This window comes from Halobellus limi, assembly GCF_004799685.1.
Classification (GTDB): domain Archaea; phylum Halobacteriota; class Halobacteria; order Halobacteriales; family Haloferacaceae; genus Haloquadratum; species Haloquadratum limi.
Genome location: NZ_CP031311.1, coordinates 1,953,049 through 1,969,344, shown reverse-complemented (window position 1 = coordinate 1,969,344; position 16,296 = coordinate 1,953,049). Strand labels below are relative to the sequence as shown.

Sequence of the window (16,296 nt, the reverse complement as noted above, 5' to 3'; positions counted from 1 at the left end):
CGCGAGGTGATCGTGTTCGTCGCGGACGCGGCGTCGGAATCGTCGGACGCGTCCAGAGGAGACGGTGATCCGCCGGAGAGAATGCGGTCGTCAGCGACGCTGGGCCGGGGTCAGCGGAAGCCCATCGCTTCGATCTGCTCTTGGTACCGGTTGCGGATGGTGACTTCGGTCACCTGCGCGACGTCGGCGACCTCCCGCTGGGTCTTCTTCTCGTTGCAGAGCAGCGACGCCGCGTAGATCGCCGCGGCCGCGAACCCCGTCGGCGACTTCCCCGAGAGCAGTCCCTGCTCGGCGGAGACGTCGATGATCTCGGTCGCCTTCGACTGGACCTCCTCGCTCAGTCCGAGCGAAGAGGCGAAGCGCGGCACGAACTGCTTGGGGTCGACCGGCTTCAGTTCGAGACCGAGTTCCTGGGAGATGTACCGATACGTCCGGCCGATCTCCTTCTGAGGGACGCGCGACACTTCCGCTACCTCGTCGAGGGAGCGGGGAATCCCCTCCTGGCGACAGGCGGCGTAGAGCGCGGAGGTGGCGACGCCCTCGATCGAGCGCCCGCGGATGAGGTCCTCGTTGAGCGCGCGGCGGTAGATCACGGAGGCGACCTCCCGTACCGAGCGCGGGACGCCCAGCGCCGACGCCATCCGGTCGATCTCCGAGAGCGCGAACTGGAGGTTCCGCTCGCCCGCGTCCTTCGTCCGGATGCGCTCCTGCCACTTCCGCAGCCGGTGCATCTGCGAGCGCTTCTCCGAGGAGAGCGAGCGCCCGTAGGCGTCCTTGTCCTTCCAGTCGATCGTCGTCGTCAGGCCGCGGTCGTGCATCGTCTCCGTGATCGGCGCGCCCACGCGAGATTTGGACTGCCGTTCGGAGTGGTTGAACGCCCGCCACTCGGGCCCTCTGTCGATCTGCTGTTCGTCCAACACCAGGCCACAGTCGTCACAGACTAACTCCCCCTGATCGGCGTCCGTGACGATGTTTTCGGATTCGCATTCCGGGCAGACGACCCGTTCGTCGTCTGTCTGTTCGGTCTCCTGCTCTCGCTGGCGCTGACGACGCGAACGTTCCATTATAAGGTTTGTGGTGAACAGTGAATTTAAACCTTTGTGACAAAATACCAATAGAACCTCCCGCGGAGTCCCAATCGGTATATGACTCTGCCGTCCGAAAACCGTGTATGCGCGCCCTGACGGTCGTCGTCGTCTTCCTCGTCGTTACCACGGGTTGTCTCTCCGGAACGCCGGCCTCCGAGAGCGGCGCGGATGCGACGACTACGACTGTTGGCACGGACGCACCGACGCTCGATCCCGGCACCGAGGGGGTCCAGGTCACCGTCACAGACGTCGTGGACGGGGATACGGTGAAGGTCGCGTATCCGAACGGGACGCGGGAGACGGTCCGGTTGCTCGGCGTCGACACGCCGGAGGTGCACGGATCGAACTCGCCGGACGAGTTCGAGGGCGTCCCCGAGACGGAGGCCGGCGAGTCCTGTCTCCGCACGGCGGGAGAGCGCGCCTCGGCGTACGCGAAAGAGCGGTTGGCCGGCGAGACGGTCACGCTCGTCTTCGACGAGGAGTCGGACCGACGGGGGTACTACGGGCGGTTGCTCGCGTACGTCTACGTGGACGGCAGGTCGTTCAACCACGCGCTCCTCCGGGAGGGCCACGCCCGCCTGTACGAGAGCACCTTTACCGAACGTGAACGCTACGAGCGGACCGAGGCGAGGGCGCGCGAGGACCGGCGCGGCCTGTGGGCCTGCGCCGACCCCGAGGCCGTGTCGGGCACCACCGAGGCGACCGCGACCCGCACCGACGGCGGCGAGGGGCCGCTGACTATCGCAAAGGTCCACTACGACGCCGAGGGCAACGACAACGAGAACCTGAACGACGAGTACGTCGTGTTCCGCAACTCGGCCGACGAGCCGCTGGACGTCTCGGGATGGACCGTCTCCGACGCCGCGGACCACGCCTACACGTTCCCCGACGGGACCGTCGTCGACCCCGGGGCGGAGCTGACCCTGCGGACCGGATCGGGATCGGACACCGAAACGACCGTCTACTGGGGCGCCGGGGGCGCCGTCTGGAACAACGACGGCGACGTGGTCACCGTCCGCGACGCCGACGGATCGGTGGTCGTTCGGAAATCGTACTGAAGTCGAGTCGTCGGTAGAACGGAACCTATAGTCGCGACGAGCGGGTAGCGGGCGGTATGTCGTGGTACCTCCTGCTCCTCGCGGGCCTGTTCGAGATCGGCTGGGCGATCGGACTCGAGTACTCGGAGGGGTTCTCGAAGCCGGGGCCGACGCTCGGCACGGCGGTCGCCATCGTCGCCAGTATGGTGCTCCTGGCCCGGGCCGTCGAGGACCTCCCGATCGGCACGGCGTACGCCGTCTGGACCGGCATCGGCGCCGTCGGGACGGCCTCGCTTGGCGTCGTCCTCTTCGACGAGCCGGCTTCGCCCCTTCGCGTGGCGTTCATCGGCCTGATCGTCGTCGGCATCACGGGCCTGCACGTCGTTTCCGGCGGCTAAGACCGCGTGAAGCACCACTGTGAGCACGTCGCCGCCGGCGCTCACGCGGGGCCGGGTTTTTATGCTCTCGGCGGAAACGCTACGGCGATGAAACCGACCTTCGCGCCGCCGCATTCCGCCGAGGGGACAGCCCTCGTCGACGGCGTCGCCGTCGCGGTAACCGGAGGGTGTCCCTGATGGGCACGAAGTCGGCGCTGGAGACGCAGCTGGCCGTCGTCGCGGGGTTCGAAGACCCCCAGGCGGACCTCGAACAGTATCCGACGCCCCCGGAACTGGCCGCCCACGTCGTCCACGTCGCGGACCTGAACGGCGACGTCGAGGACCGGCTCGTCGTCGACCTCGGGACCGGGACCGGGATGCTGGCGCTCGGCGCCGCGCTCAGGGGGCCGGCGCGCGTCGTCGGGATCGATGTCGACCGCACGGCGCTTTCGACGGCCGTGCGGAACCGTCGACGGGTCGGGACGCGGGCCCAGATCGACTGGATCCACGCGGACGCGACGCGCGCGCCGCTCTGTCCGGACGGCCCGACGACGGTCCTGATGAATCCGCCGTTCGGCGCGCAGCGCGGGAACGAACACGCCGACCGCGCCTTCCTCGAAACCGCGGCGTCGATATCGACGGTCTCCTACTCGGTTCACAACGCGGGATCGCGGGAGTTCGTCGAGTCGTTCGCGGCCGACAGGGGCGGCGACGTCACCCACGCCTTCCGAGCGACGCTCGCTCTGGAGCGGCAGTTCGACTTCCACGAGGCCGACGCCGAGGAGATCGACGCCGAGGTCTACCGGATCGAGTGGTCCGGCGACGACGGCGGGGGCGACGCGACGACGGACGAGAATGGCGCAACGACGGACGAGAATGGCGCAACGGCGGACGAGGACGGCGCGACGACGGACTAGGAGATCGGGGCGGCGCGACGACGGACGAGAACGGTGCGACGTAGCCGACTCCGAAGGACGCCTGTCACTCGTAGGTCTCCTTCGCGAGCAGTTGTAGCCGGGTCCCGTCGTAGGAGACGAACACGCGGGAGTCGTTGCGCGTGAACGTCAGCCCGTCGAGCGTCACCGACTCGTTCTTCGCCGGCATCCGGGTGCTGAGGGAGTCGTTTCCGCGATCGACGCGCAGGAGATACCGGTTTTCGGTCGGGACGACGGTCACGTTCCGCTCGGCGAGCGTCGGCGCGGCCGTGACGGGATCGGAGGTGTACACCACCCGGCCGGACTCCTTGTCGCCGAGCGCGACCCGGTAGGCCGTGCCGTTGCCGAGCACGTTCCAGCCGTCGCGCTGTGCGTACACGGTCTCGCGCCACCCGACGCCGCCGAGGCGGACGGCGGCCTGGCCGTCGAAGGCGAGTCGGCCCTTCGTGACCGTCGTCGTCCAGATGCCGCGCTCCTCGCTGCGGACGATGACGCCGGAGGTGTTGACGGCGGTCGTCTCGCCGAAGGCCTCGACGTCGACGACCGCGACGAGGCCGTTCTCGACGTCCTCGGCGTACGTGACCTCGTAGTCGCGGACCATCAGTTCCTCGCCCGGGAGGTCGCCCGACTCGGCCGTGAACAGGTTCGCGGGCACCGCGGGGCCCGCGATCGCCGCGGTCGACAGCAGGAGGACGCCGGCGGCGACCTGCCAGTTCCGCACGACGCCGCTGTCGCCGAGGAGTTCCCAAGTGAAGAGCGGGTCGTCGCGGGCGACGGCGGCGAAGACGACGACGAGCGCGAGCGCCGCCACGAGGATCACGCCCGCGGCCCGGTAGAGCACGTACGTCTCGCCGCCGCGGAACCAGTAGACGGCCCACAGCGACTGTTCGACCGCGAAGAGGAGCGTACCGAGCCACAGTCGACGCGCGCTCGGCCTGCCGTCTCGCGTTCGCGCGCGGACGATCACGAGGCCGACGAGGACGCCGATGAGCAACCCGAGGGCGTGGCCCTGGATGGCGATGTCGGCCCACCAGGGCGTGATGTACCCCGGGCGGCCGCTGGCGGTGAGCACCGGCGCCCGGAGCGCGTTGTACACCAGTCGAAGCGCCCCGCCGGCCGCGAGCGCGACGACGGTACCGAGCGGGTAGTTGACCAGCGCGACGCCCGCGAACGCGAAGACGACGCCGGAGAAGCCGATGATCGGACCGATCGCGAAGGCCGAGGTGAGCAGCCCCACGGCGACGACGACGACCGGGAAGACGACGAACGCGCGGACGTACGGGTTCGTCCGGGGCGATCCGAACGAGTGCGCGCCCCGCTCGCGCGGGAAGTGCCCCCAGGCGTACTCCGCCAGGGGCGCGAGCGTCAGCGTCCCGACGAGGTTTCCGACGAGGTGTCCCGCGCCGCCGTGTGAGAACGCGGCGCTGGCGATTCCGAGCGGATAGAAGTACGACCACGCGCGGAACGGGATCGTGACCGGCGAGTACCAGTTGCCGTAGCCGCCCTGCAGGAAGAGATAGACCGCGAGTACGAGTCCGACCGTGACGAGCGTCCCCCACGGGACGCCGAGGACGAACCGCCGGCGGAGGCGCGCGCCGAGCGCCGACGGCCGGTCCAGGGCGGACGCGACCGCGAGAGAGATCACGAGCGCGGCCACGACGCCGACGCGCTGCAGAAGCTCGACCGGAAGGGGTTCCATCGTCTCCCAGGAGTGACCGGGCAGTTAAGAAACTACGTCGTTTCGACCGAACGCCGCGCCGGGAGGAGACAGGAGATGCACACGAGCGATCTGTGAGAGGACCGTCAGACCGTGAGCGCCCCGAACTCAGAGTTTGTTCTCGGCGTCCTTCGCGAGTTCCTCCATCCGCTTGCCCACGCGTCCGGCGTTCGAGAACTCGTCTTCGCTCATCGCCGTCGCGAGCGCGTTGCCGAGCACGAAGACGGCGTGTTTGTGCTCGCTCTTGGACTTGTGCACGTGAGACGGGTCGACTTCGAGGTTCTCGTACTTGTCGAAGATGCTGCCATCGACGTCCTCGCGCGCGGCGAAGTTGTCCTTGATGATCACCATCTGTTCGTGCAGTTCCAGGAGCTCGTCTTTGTGCATAGACGTGGATACGTGAGAGGCCGATTTAAGGATTATTGGTGGAAACTGACACGGTCAGAAGACGTACTCGTCTTCGTGGCCCATCATCCCGTCGTCTTCGAAGCGGTCGTCTTCGTCCATCGGGCCGCTGGTCTTGAACGCGCGCAGGCCGGTCGAGAGCAGTTCCTCGATTGCTTCCTCCCGGTTGACGAACTCGCCCTGGTCGACGAGTTGTGCGATCTGCATCTCGAGGTGTTCGGGGACGTTGATGTTCACCTTGGGCATCTGAACGTGAGGGGGTTTGAAGCCGGGTTATTTAAACCCTGCGGCGAAGTTTCCGTGATAAGAGAATTATCTTTTACGAAGAAGACACATAAATTTCTTAGTCACCGCATAATTATTTCTTTTTCACGTTATCTCGTATCGGAAGTGCCCCGGACGTGACCGAACGGCGCTGCCGCGGTCTGATAACCATTATCAGTTCTCGTTGCCTTCGACTCCCTTAACGGCAGCGTAAGGTGCCTGGCGCCACGAGGGCGGGTATGGTTCAGGACGCGACAGAACTGTACCGCGAGTTCGGTGACGAGCGGCTCCCGCCCGGCCAGCGCGAGACGGACGACTTCCCGGTGCTCTCGAAAGGGGGGACGCCGTCGTGGACGCCCGAGACGTGGTCCTTCGACGTGTGGGGTGCCGTCGAAGACGAGTGCTCCTACGATCTCGACGAGTTTCGAGCCCTGCCCGCGACGACGCAACGGCAGGACTTCCACTGCGTCACAGGGTGGAGTACGTTCGACTGCGAGTTCACCGGTGTCACGTTCCCGACGCTCGCCGCGGAGGCCGGGGTTCGAGACGACGCGACGCACGTGCTCTTTCACGCCCTCGACGGCTACACCACGGACCTCCCGCTCTCGGAGTGTCTGCGCGACGAGGTGCTTTTCGCCTACCGCCTCGACGGCGACCCGCTACCGGAACCGCACGGCGGGCCGCTCCGGGTCGTGACGCCGCACAAGTACGCCTACAAGGGAGCCAAGTGGGTCGACGGCGTGGAGTTCCTCACCGAGACCGAACGGGGGTACTGGGAGCGGCGCGGCTACTCCGCGTCGGCGAACCCCTGGGAGGAGGAGCGATACGGCTGAGCGGCCCGAGCGGAACCCCGATCCGTGGGTCGGTCTCGCGACCGCCGCCCCCGGTATAGTCAAATAAAAGAGCGTGGCGCCCTCAGCACGGGTAATGGAATCGTTGCGGACCGACGCGGCGGAAACGAACCTCGTCAGCCGCTCTGTCCCCATCTCGACGCCGTCGTTCCGTGCGGTGCTGCACGGGGCCGACGCGCCGCGAACGGTCTGGAGCGCGCCCGAGGAGGCGACCGTCGTCGGCAGCGGCGCGGCGGCGACGCTCACCGCCGACGGCCCGAGCCGCTTTTCGTCGATCCGCGAGTCGGCGGAGTCGCTCTTCGCCTCCGGCGACGTCCACGCCGGGACGGAGGCCGCCCGTCCGAGGCTGTTCGGCGGGTTCGCCTTCCACGCCGACAGCACCTCGGGGTCGCCGTGGGAGGACTTCCCCGGCGCGCGGTTCGTCTTCCCGCGCGTGCAGGTCACGTGGACTGACGGCGGCGCGTGGCTGACGGTCAACGCCGTGGGACGAGACGTCGACCCGGAGACCGTCGAGTCGCGACTCGCCCGAGAACGGGAACGGATCGACTCGCTCGACGCCCCGGACTCGCCGGCCGGCCCCCCGGGGTCACCGACCGCCGACGAACGACCGCGCGGTCGGACTGGCAGACGGGCGTCGAGGCGGCCGTCTCGCGGATCAAATCCGGCGACCTCCGGAAGGTCGTCCTCGCCCAGGCGCTCGACGTCGACCTCGCGGGGACGCTCTCGCTCCCCGACGTCCTCACCCGGTTGGGCCGAACGTACCCCGAGTGCTACCGGTTCCTCGTCGAACCCGAGCCCACGTCGTCGCGTCCGCAGTCTTCCTTCTTCGGGGCGACGCCCGAGCGGCTCGTCTCGCTTCGCGGTCGGACCGTCGAGACCGACGCCCTCGCCGGGACGACGGGACGCGGCGAGACGCCGGCCGAGGACGAGTGGCTGGCGCAGGAACTCGCCCGCGACGAGAAGAACGCCCACGAGCACGACCTCGTCGCCGAGACCATCGAAGAGCAGCTCTCGCCGTTCGCGGGCACCGTCAGTACCGGCTCGCGCCGGGTCAAACGTCTGGCGACGGTCCAGCACCTCTGGACGCCGATCACGGCGACCCTGGACCGCGACGAGCACGTCCTCTCGCTGGTGGAGGCCCTGCATCCGACACCCGCAGTCGGGGGGCTTCCACCCGGGCGGGCGCTGGCGACGATCCGGGAGACGGAACCGTTCGACCGCGGGTGGTACGCCGCGCCGGTCGGCTGGATCGACGCCGCCGGATACGGCACGTTCGCCGTCGCGCTCCGCTCTGCGGTCGCCCGCGGCGACACCGCGACGCTGTTCGCCGGCGTCGGCATCGTCGCCGACTCCGATCCCGACCGGGAGTGGGACGAGGTGCAGTTGAAGTACCGACCGATTCTGGACGAACTGGAACGGGAACGCGATGATTGAACGCCACCGACGGGACGGCTATGACCGAGAGAAACCGCACGGAGAAACGATGACTGAGCGAGACCGACGGGACGACGATGACTGAGCGAGAACGAACGGAGAACCGATGACCGAGAGAGAACGATCCGGTGAGTCGACGCGGGACCGCGACCCCAACCGCAACACGCTGTGGGCCCGCGTGCTCGTCGACGAACTCGTCGCCGCCGGCGTCGACGCCGTCTGTATCTCTCCGGGGAGTCGGTCGACGCCGCTCACGGTCGCGTTCGACAGGCACGAGGACGTCCACGTGTACTCGCACCTCGACGAGCGTTCCTCGGCGTACTTCGCGCTCGGTCGCGCCCGACGGACGGGCGAGGTGACGCCGCTGGTGTGCACGTCGGGGACGGCGGCCGCGAACTACCACCCGGCGGTGATCGAGGCCTCCCAGTCCCGCGTGCCGCTGCTGCTGTTGACGGCGGATCGGCCCCCCGAGATCCGCGACTCCGGTGCGAACCAGACCATCGATCAGGAGAAGCTCTACGGCGACGCCGTGCGGTGGTACCGAGACGTCGCCGAACCGGAGGCGACGCCGCGAAAGCTCCGGTCGCTCCGGACGACGGCCGCCCGGGCGGTCGCCAGGGCGACAGGCACGCCGGCAGGACCGGTGCACCTGAACCTCCCGTTCCGCAAACCGCTGGAACCGACGCCCGTCGAGGGCGACGTGCCCGCTGACCTGCCCCACATCGCGACCGAGGGGCGCGACGGGCCGTTCGTCGACACCGCCGCGGGCGTACCGGAACTCGACGACGACGCGCTGCGGGAACTGGCCGCGGATCTCTCGGCACCCCGCGGGCTGCTCGTGGTGGGGCCCACCGACGCTCCAGGGGTCGATCCCGAGGCGGTCGCCGCGTTCGCCCACGCGAGCGGCTTCCCCGTCCTGGCCGATCCGCTCTCGGGGGTCCGATACGGGGGATTGGTTCGGACGACGCCCGTGATCGGTGGGTACGACGGCTTCCTGGGCGAGCGCGTCCGCGAGGCGTGGCCCGATCCGGACGCCGTCGTCCGCGTCGGTGCGTCGCCGACGTCGAAGCCGCTCCGGAAGTACCTCGCCGCCGCGGACGCCCGGCAGTACGTCGTCGATCCGACCGCGGGGTGGCGCGAGGCGGAGTTCACCGCGACGGATCTGGTCGTCGCGGACCCCTCGCGGCTGCTCGGTCGGCTCTCCCGACTGCTCGCCGGTCCGGGGAGCACCGCGTGGCGCGACCGCTGGACGGACGCCGAGGCGGCTCACGAGGCGGTTCTCGACGACACTGAATCGTTCTGCGAGGGACAGATCCTGGCGGACGTCGTCGAGCTCGCGCCCGACCCCTCGACGGTCTTCGTCTCGAACTCGATGCCGGTCCGCGACCTGGATCGCTTCGGCGGCCCCACGACGGCGACTCGGACGGTCCTCGGAAACCGTGGGGCGTCGGGCATCGACGGCATCGTCTCGACGGCGCTCGGTGCCGGCTCGGCGACGACGGACGACCTGACGCTCGTCACCGGCGATCTGGCCTACTACCACGATATGAACGGCCTCCTGGCGCTCGGTCGCTGCGACGTCGAGGCGACGATCGTCCTCCTCAACAACGACGGCGGCGGCATCTTCCACATGCTCCCGATCGAGGCGTACGATCCGCCGTTCACCTCGCAGTTCGTGACGCCGCACGGGCTCGACTTCGAGCCGACGGGGGACCTCTACGACCTCTCGTTCGCGCGCGTCGCGGGCGGAGACCGAGGGGCCTTCCGCGAGGCGTACACGGAGGCGACGGAACGCGACGGCTCGCACGTCGTGGAGGTCGTGACCGACGCCGAGTCGAGCCACGAGGTCCGAACGGACCTCCGTGACCGGGCGGTCGAACGGGTTCTCGAAACGACGACGTAACCGCCCGGGATCGCGGGAGCGCTCCCGAACGGTCGAAACCAATCTTTTTGCGGGTTCCCGGCCCTCTCCCGGTATGGTTTCAGAGATCTTCGACGGCGCGCGCTGGGAGCAGGTCGACGGCGCGGACGCCTTCGACGACGTCACGTACCACCGGGGGATCGACGTGCCGGCGGTTCGGATCGCCTTCGACAGGCCCGAGAAGCGCAACGCGTTCCGCCCGGGCACCGTCGACGAACTCTACGCGGCGCTCGACGACGCCCGCAAGCGAGCAGACGTCGGCTGCGTCCTCCTGACGGGCAACGGCCCGTCGCCGAAGGACGGCGGCTGGGCCTTCTGCGCCGGCGGCGATCAGTCGGTCCGCGGCGAGTCGGGCTACGAGTACCGCGACGACGACGAGGCCGACGAGGGAGACGACCCGCTCGTCCGCGAGGCGAAGGCCGGTCGGCTCCACATCCTGGAGGTGCAGCGCCTCATCCGATTTATGCCGAAACCGGTCGTCGCCGTCGTTCCCGGCTGGGCGGTGGGTGGTGGCCACTCGCTGCACGTCGTCTGCGACCTGACGCTCGCCTCCGAGGATCACGCCAAGTTCCTTCAGACGGACCCCGACGTCGCGTCGTTCGACGGCGGGTTCGGCTCGGCCTATCTCGCGAAGCAGATCGGCCAGAAGAAGGCCCGAGAGGTGTTCTTCCGCGGGAAGACCTACTCCGCTGAGGAGGCCGTCGAGATGGGGATGGCGAACGAGGCGATTCCCCACGAGGAACTGGAGGACATCGCCCTGGAATGGGCCGACGAGATGACCGATAAATCGCCCACCGCGATACGAATGCTCAAGTACGCGTTCAACCTGACCGACGACGGCCTCGTCGGCCAGCAGGTGTTCTCCGGAGAAGCGACGCGCCTGGCGTATATGACCGAGGAGGCCCAGGAGGGACGGGACGCGTTCCTCGAAGGCCGCGACCCCGACTTCTCGGGGTACCCCTGGCACTACTAACCCACCTTTTTTATCGGGGGTCCTCGGCCGCGCTGCGCGCGGCCTCGAACCCCCGCAAAAAATCTGGACCAAAAAAGGCCGCTCGCTCGGCCTTCGGCCTCGATCGCGGTGGAATATGCTAGAATCTGAGCGTGGGACGGATGTTCGGGACCATTGATTTCACGTCTATCGTCGATGAATTAGCCGTCTGATAGACGATGCGAATAGAACAATCGAACCAATCAGTCACTCCCGTAATCAGTATACTGTAGGAGTAACCCGGGAACAACGACACCGACCCCAAATACTATTCCATAGACAATCTCTGACGGTAGGGTGGTGAACTCAAGGAGTCCAAACAAAAGCCCCGTTGCGACCAGAACGAAGATGGCAATGAGTTTATTCTCGGCTGTCACTAATCCCTCCCGTCTGTAGAGGATATACAGTGATAGCCCCACTAAAACGATGATAGCGACAAGAACGCCGCTGAAAAGGTCTATCGACTGCGTAGCGAGACTGTAGAACAACCCGAGTCCAACTGCCACGTACGCAACAGCGAGAACTACGACACCTCTTCGCCCACCGAAATATTGGTCGTCGTCTATGCTCTCGGAAGGGACCATAGTTCAAAAATCACGGGGGACGCGTAAATAGTGGGTGCAAACTCCGGACCTTCGAGTTACACCTATCCGAACTATCCGGTGTATGTAATCCCTGCTTCGCTCAGCAAGACAGCTTTTTGCAACGAGGGCGAGACGGCAGAGCCGTCTCGCTTCCCCACGGGCGACTCACGGGTCGCCCGTGGAGAGCGGTGCGCCGGAGTCGCACCCGAGTCAACAAAAAGCTGGCTGTAATTGTTCAACTGTCCTCGACGAGGCTGGAGATGATTAATCGCTGGATTCCACGTCGAAGAAGACCACTGGCGGCTGGCTTCGAAATGTCGAGCGTGTCCGCAACCTCACTGAGTGTTACCTCGCGTGGATCCTTGAAATATCCTGCCTCGAAAGCGACGAGTAACGCCTCGCGTTGCGTTTCAGTCAATCCAGCAGTTGTCTTCCCGAGACTCGCATACTCGTTTACCCGCCGTAGATCGATGTCGATACTGTTGGCTTGCGCGTAGTCCCAAACGTCGGCCAGTCTGTCTCGATCGGGCATCCACAGCGAGATGAGCCACGCGTTGCTCTCGTTTTCCATCTCAAGCGCTACACCGTCCGCTTTCGAGATCACCGGCGAGAACGTCTTTGCTTCGTCAGTGTACTCAAAGCTGTAGATTGCCCTCTCAGCGGTGGTTTCGATGACTCGTTTGAACTCTGCTATCGTGTGGTCACTTCGTAATCCATCTTCGAATCGACAGAAGTCCGATGATTCAACGTGGTATAGAAACCTCCCCGTGTCGGGGTCAGTACCTGCTTCTGACACAGGCATCACCGTCGCACTTTGGTCGTGACTGACAGTGCCCGTGAGCACAATATCAGGGTGCTCGACTCGGATGACGGCTTTAATATCGCTCATTAGTCTTCTACACGAGTGATTTCCAAGACGTATTCCCACTCTATGTTAGTTTCCCAGATATTTAGTTGAAACTCATCTTGTGATGTTCGCAAAGAAATGTTAGAAGTCCTCGTATGATGGTCCTCGAACGTGGTCGATAACGATGTCCTTGGAAAAACTAGTTGACTAGTTCTCTTTCATCGTCACCACTTGCTGCGATTCTGATTTCTCAGACGCGGTGATTGAACAGGACCGTCCAGATGCGGTCGATCCAGCTCTCTTTGGAAGATGGCGAGATCCCCACAGGGAGATAGAATTTTGATTCAGTGTCTGTGCTCGTCTCGCCACTGCGGCCTTTGTGTGCCATACAATTAGTATAACGGGCCCAGAATAGCATCGAGATTTAGCTTAATCCGGTAATGTATTTATAACGGAGTAGGGGATCTCACTCGTATGTGCCGCTCCACTCGCTTGAACCGTACAGGTAAATCGCTTGTTTCAGAATCTTGGTGTGCCCAACACAGGGACAGCCGGCGCTGTTGAAATCCTATTAATTCGATATCCTTCTCTCTGAACTAGCCGTCTGATAGACGATGCGTATTGCGTAGAGTGCCCAGTCCACTCTCTAACGTATGATCCGATAGTATATTTCCTAAATAGAGTCTGATGATATGTTTGCTGTCCTAATAGTAGCTAAACGGACAAAGCTTGAAACATATACCTGATGAAGAGAGTGTATGACTGAAGTGTGGTACAGGTCTGGTGGAACGGGAGAAATTCAGATCCGAAGGTCTGGCGGTCAGTGGGTAGTAACCGAACCAGCTGGTGATTCTAAGACTGTTTGTCTGTTCCCCGGAGATGAACCGACCCCAACAGATGGCGGGGCAACGATCACGGTCGAGGTTCAGTCATTTCGTATCGGAACGGACAGCGAAACAAATTATCTGACGGTAGAACTCAAAGACCCAGATATTGTATCATCAAGCCAAGAGCCAAACGAACAATATGAGACCTCAACCACGAGCGTTTCTAAGGATTATCCGGAACGGAATCTTACTGAATTACGTGGCTCTGAAGAGTTTGTCACAGTCGAAGCCACGATCAGTGAGGTCGAATTCGTAGCAAAAAACACCTCCAATACACCTGATCTAAAGGCTATCGTCCGCGAAGAAGGCTCATCCAAACGAGTCCCGCTGGTCGTCTCGGATGGGGTTTCACATCCTCATTTCGACGTTGGGGAGACGATTCGATTCAGAGGAGTAAAAGATCACAGATATGTAAAGAAAAACGAAAATCAACTGTTGGTGACCGACGACACCGATTTCACCGTGGTTGAATAGATTGCAAAATAGTGGCCCTTTATCGAACGATCTACGTCTTCTCTGATATCCAGCACGAGGATTTTGATATAGGTTGTCAGTGTCCGTTTGTCAATACGATTATATATAGTAGTTTGACGTACATATTGTATGGTATCGATTGTCGAACGTCACCCAGTCGGATTTACACTCGGGTTCACAGCCGCACTTGTTGTCCTGACACTACTCACACGAACTATCCTCGAAGCTGTCGTGCCCCAGTTGACGCTTCACGGAATCGGGCTCGTGCTCAATTGGCTCATCGTGGCGGTTAGTATCGCGCTCGTCACCTGGCTCGGGTGGTGGGGAAAAATTCGGCTCACGGCACCAGTCAATCGGCGTGCGATTGTCTATCTGCTCCCCTTCGCGGTCGTCGTCTTTGTCCCAGTCATATTCGGCCTCGCTATCCCCGAGATCTCGCTCATTGAGGGCCAAACCCTTCCGCCGTGGGCGGCACTCTTCGTGATCATCGTGGGTGTGGCACTCGGAGCGGCCATCTCTGAAGAACTCATCTATCGTGGTGTGTTGCTCCGTGCACTTGAGCCTCGCAGCCGCCTGCTGGCTGTCGTGCTTCCGGCCACGATGTTTGGTCTAGCCCACATCTCACAGGTCATCCTCGGGAATTCGCTGGCCGAGTGGCTCCCACAGATGCTGCTCATCATCCCGTTAGGTATCGGTCTCGGTGCGATTGCACTCCGGCTAGAGAGCCTCTGGCCGCTCATCGTCTGGCACTTCGCAGTTGATGTGACCGGATCACTCGCAGCGACGACGTCGATGGTCTACGAACTGATTTCAATCGGGTTCGTACTGCTCGCCGGAGCGATCGGAGTATGGCTTCTCTGGCAAGATCGACGGGCGACACGCAACACAAAACGGCAGCCTACAAGCACGGGAATCGACGAGATTGGTGTTCAGAAATGAATCGGGCAGTCACGACGACCGACCCAAACGGGACGATTCGCTGATGTCCACCGTGCTCAGGCCACTCAGCCGAGCACAGACGTACCGAAATCTCCTGTACCTACTGATAATGTTTCCTCTCGGGATAGCATACTTCGTTCTGTTAACTGTCGGGACTGTCCTCGGACTTGGATTAACAGTCGTTCTGGTGGGAGTGCCGCTGTTGATCGGCGTCATTCTCGGGAGCCGCTATCTTAGTGCCTTCGAGCGAGAACTCACAAACGCGCTGCTGAACCTCGATATCCGGCCACCTGAAGACGCAATTACAGACGAGACGACGCTATGGCCGCAGATACGAGTACGGGTGGTAGCTCGCTCAACGTGGAAGGGTATCGTCTATTTAGTGTTGAAGCTCCCGCTCGGGATCTTGGTGTTTAGTCTACTCATCGCGTCTCTGAGTGTGTCTGCCGGCTTGCTGCTGGCACCGTTCATTTACACGGTTCCCAGTACTGGGATCGAACTCGGCATCTGGACGATCGACACGTTGACTGAAGCAGTGATCGCTGTCCCCATCGGTATGATTGGACTGATCACTTCGATGTCTCTGTTCAACGTTACCGCCCGTCTCCTCGGAAAAATCGCGCTGATACTCTTGTAATTTTGTGTGGGCCCGAAGGTGTTATTGAACTCTTCCCGAGGGACTGTTTTCACACCTCTGTAGCTGAATCAGCTGTTGAAACAGAAGTGTGGGTTGACCGTATGAGAAAAGTCTATACGGGTTCTGAGAATTGCATTATCTGTGTTCCCGCTTCCCTTACAAGTCCCCGGTGGACCCGAGTTGATGATTATCTTCCTGATACTGGCCCTCGTCTTCGGTCTAATCGGTCGGTGGGTCTACCGCGATGCGAAAGCTCGTGGGAGCGACTGGGCGTGGCAATGGGGAGTAGGTATCGCATTGCTGTTCTTGGCAGGCTTGGTTCCCGGACTGCTCGGCATACTCATTTACGTCACAGTACGAGGAGAGCGCGTCGAATCGACGCCCTGAGAATTTCACACCAACCAGAAGCCTCCTGGAGATTGGTACGTGTAGGTCCTGGACTGAACGAATTTATTCACGTGAGTAGATCGTAATATCGTCGGGAGTGATACGTAAGAGGTATCCCCATACTTCAGTTCGGACTTCTAACTGTGGATTATCCCAATTTAATTGCTTAAGCGCAAGTGGGTCAATGAACTCCATCATCGGTACATCTTGGTTCTCCAAGTCTGCACCGGCTACCTCAAATGCCGTGAATAAGTCGTCTTCAAACTCAGTGTCATCCTGTCGTTCGTAAATAACCAATTCTTTATTTTTATTCACGTTACGTATAGTCTCCCACGCTGAGGGAAAAATAGTTGTGATGATCTGAGTAACAGTATCTCATCGTTCTGTTTTGAACGACCTAGGCGTTCCTTGTCTGAGCATCCGCGAGCCGGGCGAGACCTCCGGTCTCGCTGGAAGCCAGCACAGAACGCTGGCGACGAAGCGAGCGGTTCACCGTCGACGTCGGCGGCCTTTTTTCCTCC

Annotated in this window: 16 protein-coding genes and 1 pseudogene; 11 read left to right on the top strand and 6 right to left on the bottom strand. The window is 63.0% G+C overall.

Features of this window, described 5'->3' with window-relative positions:
• Window positions 1-110 precede the first annotated feature (110 nt).
• Window positions 111-1,064: a transcription initiation factor IIB gene (locus DV707_RS09625; protein ID WP_103991906.1), complete on the bottom strand. Its 954-nt coding sequence runs from the start codon at window positions 1,062-1,064 to the stop codon at window positions 111-113.
• A 107-nt stretch (window positions 1,065-1,171) separates the two neighbouring features.
• On the opposite strand from DV707_RS09625, the gene DV707_RS09620 reads away from it, so the two are divergent.
• The 3 genes from DV707_RS09620 to DV707_RS09610 all read left to right on the top strand — a co-directional run bounded on the left by DV707_RS09620 (window position 1,172) and on the right by DV707_RS09610 (window position 3,419).
• Complete coding sequence (locus tag DV707_RS09620; RefSeq protein ID WP_103991907.1) at window positions 1,172-2,146, top strand: lamin tail domain-containing protein; 975 nt, start codon at window positions 1,172-1,174, stop codon at window positions 2,144-2,146.
• A 56-nt stretch (window positions 2,147-2,202) separates the two neighbouring features.
• Window positions 2,203-2,523: a DMT family transporter gene (locus DV707_RS09615; RefSeq protein ID WP_103991908.1), complete on the top strand. Its 321-nt coding sequence runs from the start codon at window positions 2,203-2,205 to the stop codon at window positions 2,521-2,523.
• A gap of 176 nt (window positions 2,524-2,699) precedes the next feature.
• Complete coding sequence (locus tag DV707_RS09610; protein ID WP_103991909.1) at window positions 2,700-3,419, top strand: METTL5 family protein; 720 nt, start codon at window positions 2,700-2,702, stop codon at window positions 3,417-3,419.
• Window positions 3,420-3,483: 64 nt separating this feature from the next.
• Here the strand turns inward: DV707_RS09610 and DV707_RS09605 are convergent, their stop codons facing one another.
• From DV707_RS09605 to DV707_RS09595, 3 genes are all read right to left on the bottom strand, one after another.
• Entirely contained in the window at window positions 3,484-5,136 is a 1,653-nt protein-coding gene (locus tag DV707_RS09605; RefSeq protein WP_103991910.1) for a rhomboid family intramembrane serine protease, read from the bottom strand.
• Window positions 5,137-5,262: 126 nt separating this feature from the next.
• Window positions 5,263-5,541, bottom strand: coding sequence for a UPF0058 family protein (locus DV707_RS09600; protein ID WP_103991911.1), 279 nt, complete (start codon window positions 5,539-5,541; stop codon window positions 5,263-5,265).
• A 54-nt stretch (window positions 5,542-5,595) separates the two neighbouring features.
• Window positions 5,596-5,805, bottom strand: a complete 210-nt coding sequence (locus tag DV707_RS09595) for a ribbon-helix-helix domain-containing protein (RefSeq protein ID WP_103991912.1) — start codon at window positions 5,803-5,805, stop codon at window positions 5,596-5,598.
• A 257-nt stretch (window positions 5,806-6,062) separates the two neighbouring features.
• On the opposite strand from DV707_RS09595, the gene DV707_RS09590 reads away from it, so the two are divergent.
• The 4 genes and pseudogenes from DV707_RS09590 to DV707_RS09575 all read left to right on the top strand — a co-directional run bounded on the left by DV707_RS09590 (window position 6,063) and on the right by DV707_RS09575 (window position 11,002).
• Window positions 6,063-6,656: a sulfite oxidase-like oxidoreductase gene (locus tag DV707_RS09590; protein ID WP_103991913.1), complete on the top strand. Its 594-nt coding sequence runs from the start codon at window positions 6,063-6,065 to the stop codon at window positions 6,654-6,656.
• A gap of 94 nt (window positions 6,657-6,750) precedes the next feature.
• Window positions 6,751-8,108 (top strand): annotated as a pseudogene (locus tag DV707_RS09585) (isochorismate synthase).
• 106 nt (window positions 8,109-8,214) lie between these two features.
• The gene (menD, locus tag DV707_RS09580; protein ID WP_103991915.1) at window positions 8,215-10,011 is read left to right on the top strand and encodes a 2-succinyl-5-enolpyruvyl-6-hydroxy-3-cyclohexene-1-carboxylic-acid synthase; all 1,797 of its coding nucleotides are present in this window, start codon (window positions 8,215-8,217) and stop codon (window positions 10,009-10,011) included.
• 73 nt (window positions 10,012-10,084) lie between these two features.
• Window positions 10,085-11,002, top strand: coding sequence for a 1,4-dihydroxy-2-naphthoyl-CoA synthase (locus DV707_RS09575; RefSeq protein WP_103991916.1), 918 nt, complete (start codon window positions 10,085-10,087; stop codon window positions 11,000-11,002).
• A gap of 221 nt (window positions 11,003-11,223) precedes the next feature.
• Here the strand turns inward: DV707_RS09575 and DV707_RS09570 are convergent, their stop codons facing one another.
• Window positions 11,224-11,604 (bottom strand): hypothetical protein, encoded by a 381-nt coding sequence (locus tag DV707_RS09570; RefSeq protein WP_103991917.1) that lies wholly within the window; start codon window positions 11,602-11,604, stop codon window positions 11,224-11,226.
• A 235-nt stretch (window positions 11,605-11,839) separates the two neighbouring features.
• A complete protein-coding gene (locus tag DV707_RS09565) occupies window positions 11,840-12,493 on the bottom strand; it encodes a helix-turn-helix domain-containing protein (protein ID WP_103991918.1) in 654 nt (217 codons plus the stop codon).
• Window positions 12,494-13,209: 716 nt separating this feature from the next.
• Between DV707_RS09565 and DV707_RS09560 the strand changes: the two genes are divergently transcribed.
• The 4 genes from DV707_RS09560 to DV707_RS09545 all read left to right on the top strand — a co-directional run bounded on the left by DV707_RS09560 (window position 13,210) and on the right by DV707_RS09545 (window position 15,775).
• The gene (locus DV707_RS09560; RefSeq protein ID WP_136361844.1) at window positions 13,210-13,812 is read left to right on the top strand and encodes a hypothetical protein; all 603 of its coding nucleotides are present in this window, start codon (window positions 13,210-13,212) and stop codon (window positions 13,810-13,812) included.
• A gap of 129 nt (window positions 13,813-13,941) precedes the next feature.
• A complete protein-coding gene (locus DV707_RS09555) occupies window positions 13,942-14,751 on the top strand; it encodes a CPBP family intramembrane glutamic endopeptidase (RefSeq protein ID WP_103991919.1) in 810 nt (269 codons plus the stop codon).
• A 43-nt stretch (window positions 14,752-14,794) separates the two neighbouring features.
• Window positions 14,795-15,388 carry a sensor domain-containing protein gene (locus DV707_RS09550; protein ID WP_103991920.1) on the top strand — a complete coding sequence of 198 codons (594 nt, stop codon included), beginning with the start codon at window positions 14,795-14,797 and terminating at the stop codon, window positions 15,386-15,388.
• Window positions 15,389-15,571: 183 nt separating this feature from the next.
• The gene (locus DV707_RS09545) at window positions 15,572-15,775 is read left to right on the top strand and encodes a hypothetical protein (protein ID WP_103991921.1); all 204 of its coding nucleotides are present in this window, start codon (window positions 15,572-15,574) and stop codon (window positions 15,773-15,775) included.
• Window positions 15,776-16,296: the final 521 nt, after the last annotated feature.

Bases quoted from the DNA above. Each gene is read 5' to 3' on its own strand.
- DV707_RS09625 (WP_103991906.1), bottom strand. From the start codon at position 1,064: ATGGAACGTTCGCGTCGTCAGCGCCAGCGAGAGCAGGAGACCGAACAG.
- DV707_RS09620 (WP_103991907.1), top strand. From the start codon at position 1,172: ATGCGCGCCCTGACGGTCGTCGTCGTCTTCCTCGTCGTTACCACGGGT.
- DV707_RS09615 (WP_103991908.1), top strand. From the start codon at position 2,203: ATGTCGTGGTACCTCCTGCTCCTCGCGGGCCTGTTCGAGATCGGCTGG.
- DV707_RS09610 (WP_103991909.1), top strand. From the start codon at position 2,700: ATGGGCACGAAGTCGGCGCTGGAGACGCAGCTGGCCGTCGTCGCGGGG.
- DV707_RS09605 (WP_103991910.1), bottom strand. From the start codon at position 5,136: ATGGAACCCCTTCCGGTCGAGCTTCTGCAGCGCGTCGGCGTCGTGGCC.
- DV707_RS09600 (WP_103991911.1), bottom strand. From the start codon at position 5,541: ATGCACAAAGACGAGCTCCTGGAACTGCACGAACAGATGGTGATCATC.
- DV707_RS09595 (WP_103991912.1), bottom strand. From the start codon at position 5,805: ATGCCCAAGGTGAACATCAACGTCCCCGAACACCTCGAGATGCAGATC.
- DV707_RS09590 (WP_103991913.1), top strand. From the start codon at position 6,063: ATGGTTCAGGACGCGACAGAACTGTACCGCGAGTTCGGTGACGAGCGG.
- menD (WP_103991915.1), top strand. From the start codon at position 8,215: ATGACCGAGAGAGAACGATCCGGTGAGTCGACGCGGGACCGCGACCCC.
- DV707_RS09575 (WP_103991916.1), top strand. From the start codon at position 10,085: ATGGTTTCAGAGATCTTCGACGGCGCGCGCTGGGAGCAGGTCGACGGC.
- DV707_RS09570 (WP_103991917.1), bottom strand. From the start codon at position 11,604: ATGGTCCCTTCCGAGAGCATAGACGACGACCAATATTTCGGTGGGCGA.
- DV707_RS09565 (WP_103991918.1), bottom strand. From the start codon at position 12,493: ATGAGCGATATTAAAGCCGTCATCCGAGTCGAGCACCCTGATATTGTG.
- DV707_RS09560 (WP_136361844.1), top strand. From the start codon at position 13,210: ATGACTGAAGTGTGGTACAGGTCTGGTGGAACGGGAGAAATTCAGATC.
- DV707_RS09555 (WP_103991919.1), top strand. From the start codon at position 13,942: ATGGTATCGATTGTCGAACGTCACCCAGTCGGATTTACACTCGGGTTC.
- DV707_RS09550 (WP_103991920.1), top strand. From the start codon at position 14,795: ATGTCCACCGTGCTCAGGCCACTCAGCCGAGCACAGACGTACCGAAAT.
- DV707_RS09545 (WP_103991921.1), top strand. From the start codon at position 15,572: ATGATTATCTTCCTGATACTGGCCCTCGTCTTCGGTCTAATCGGTCGG.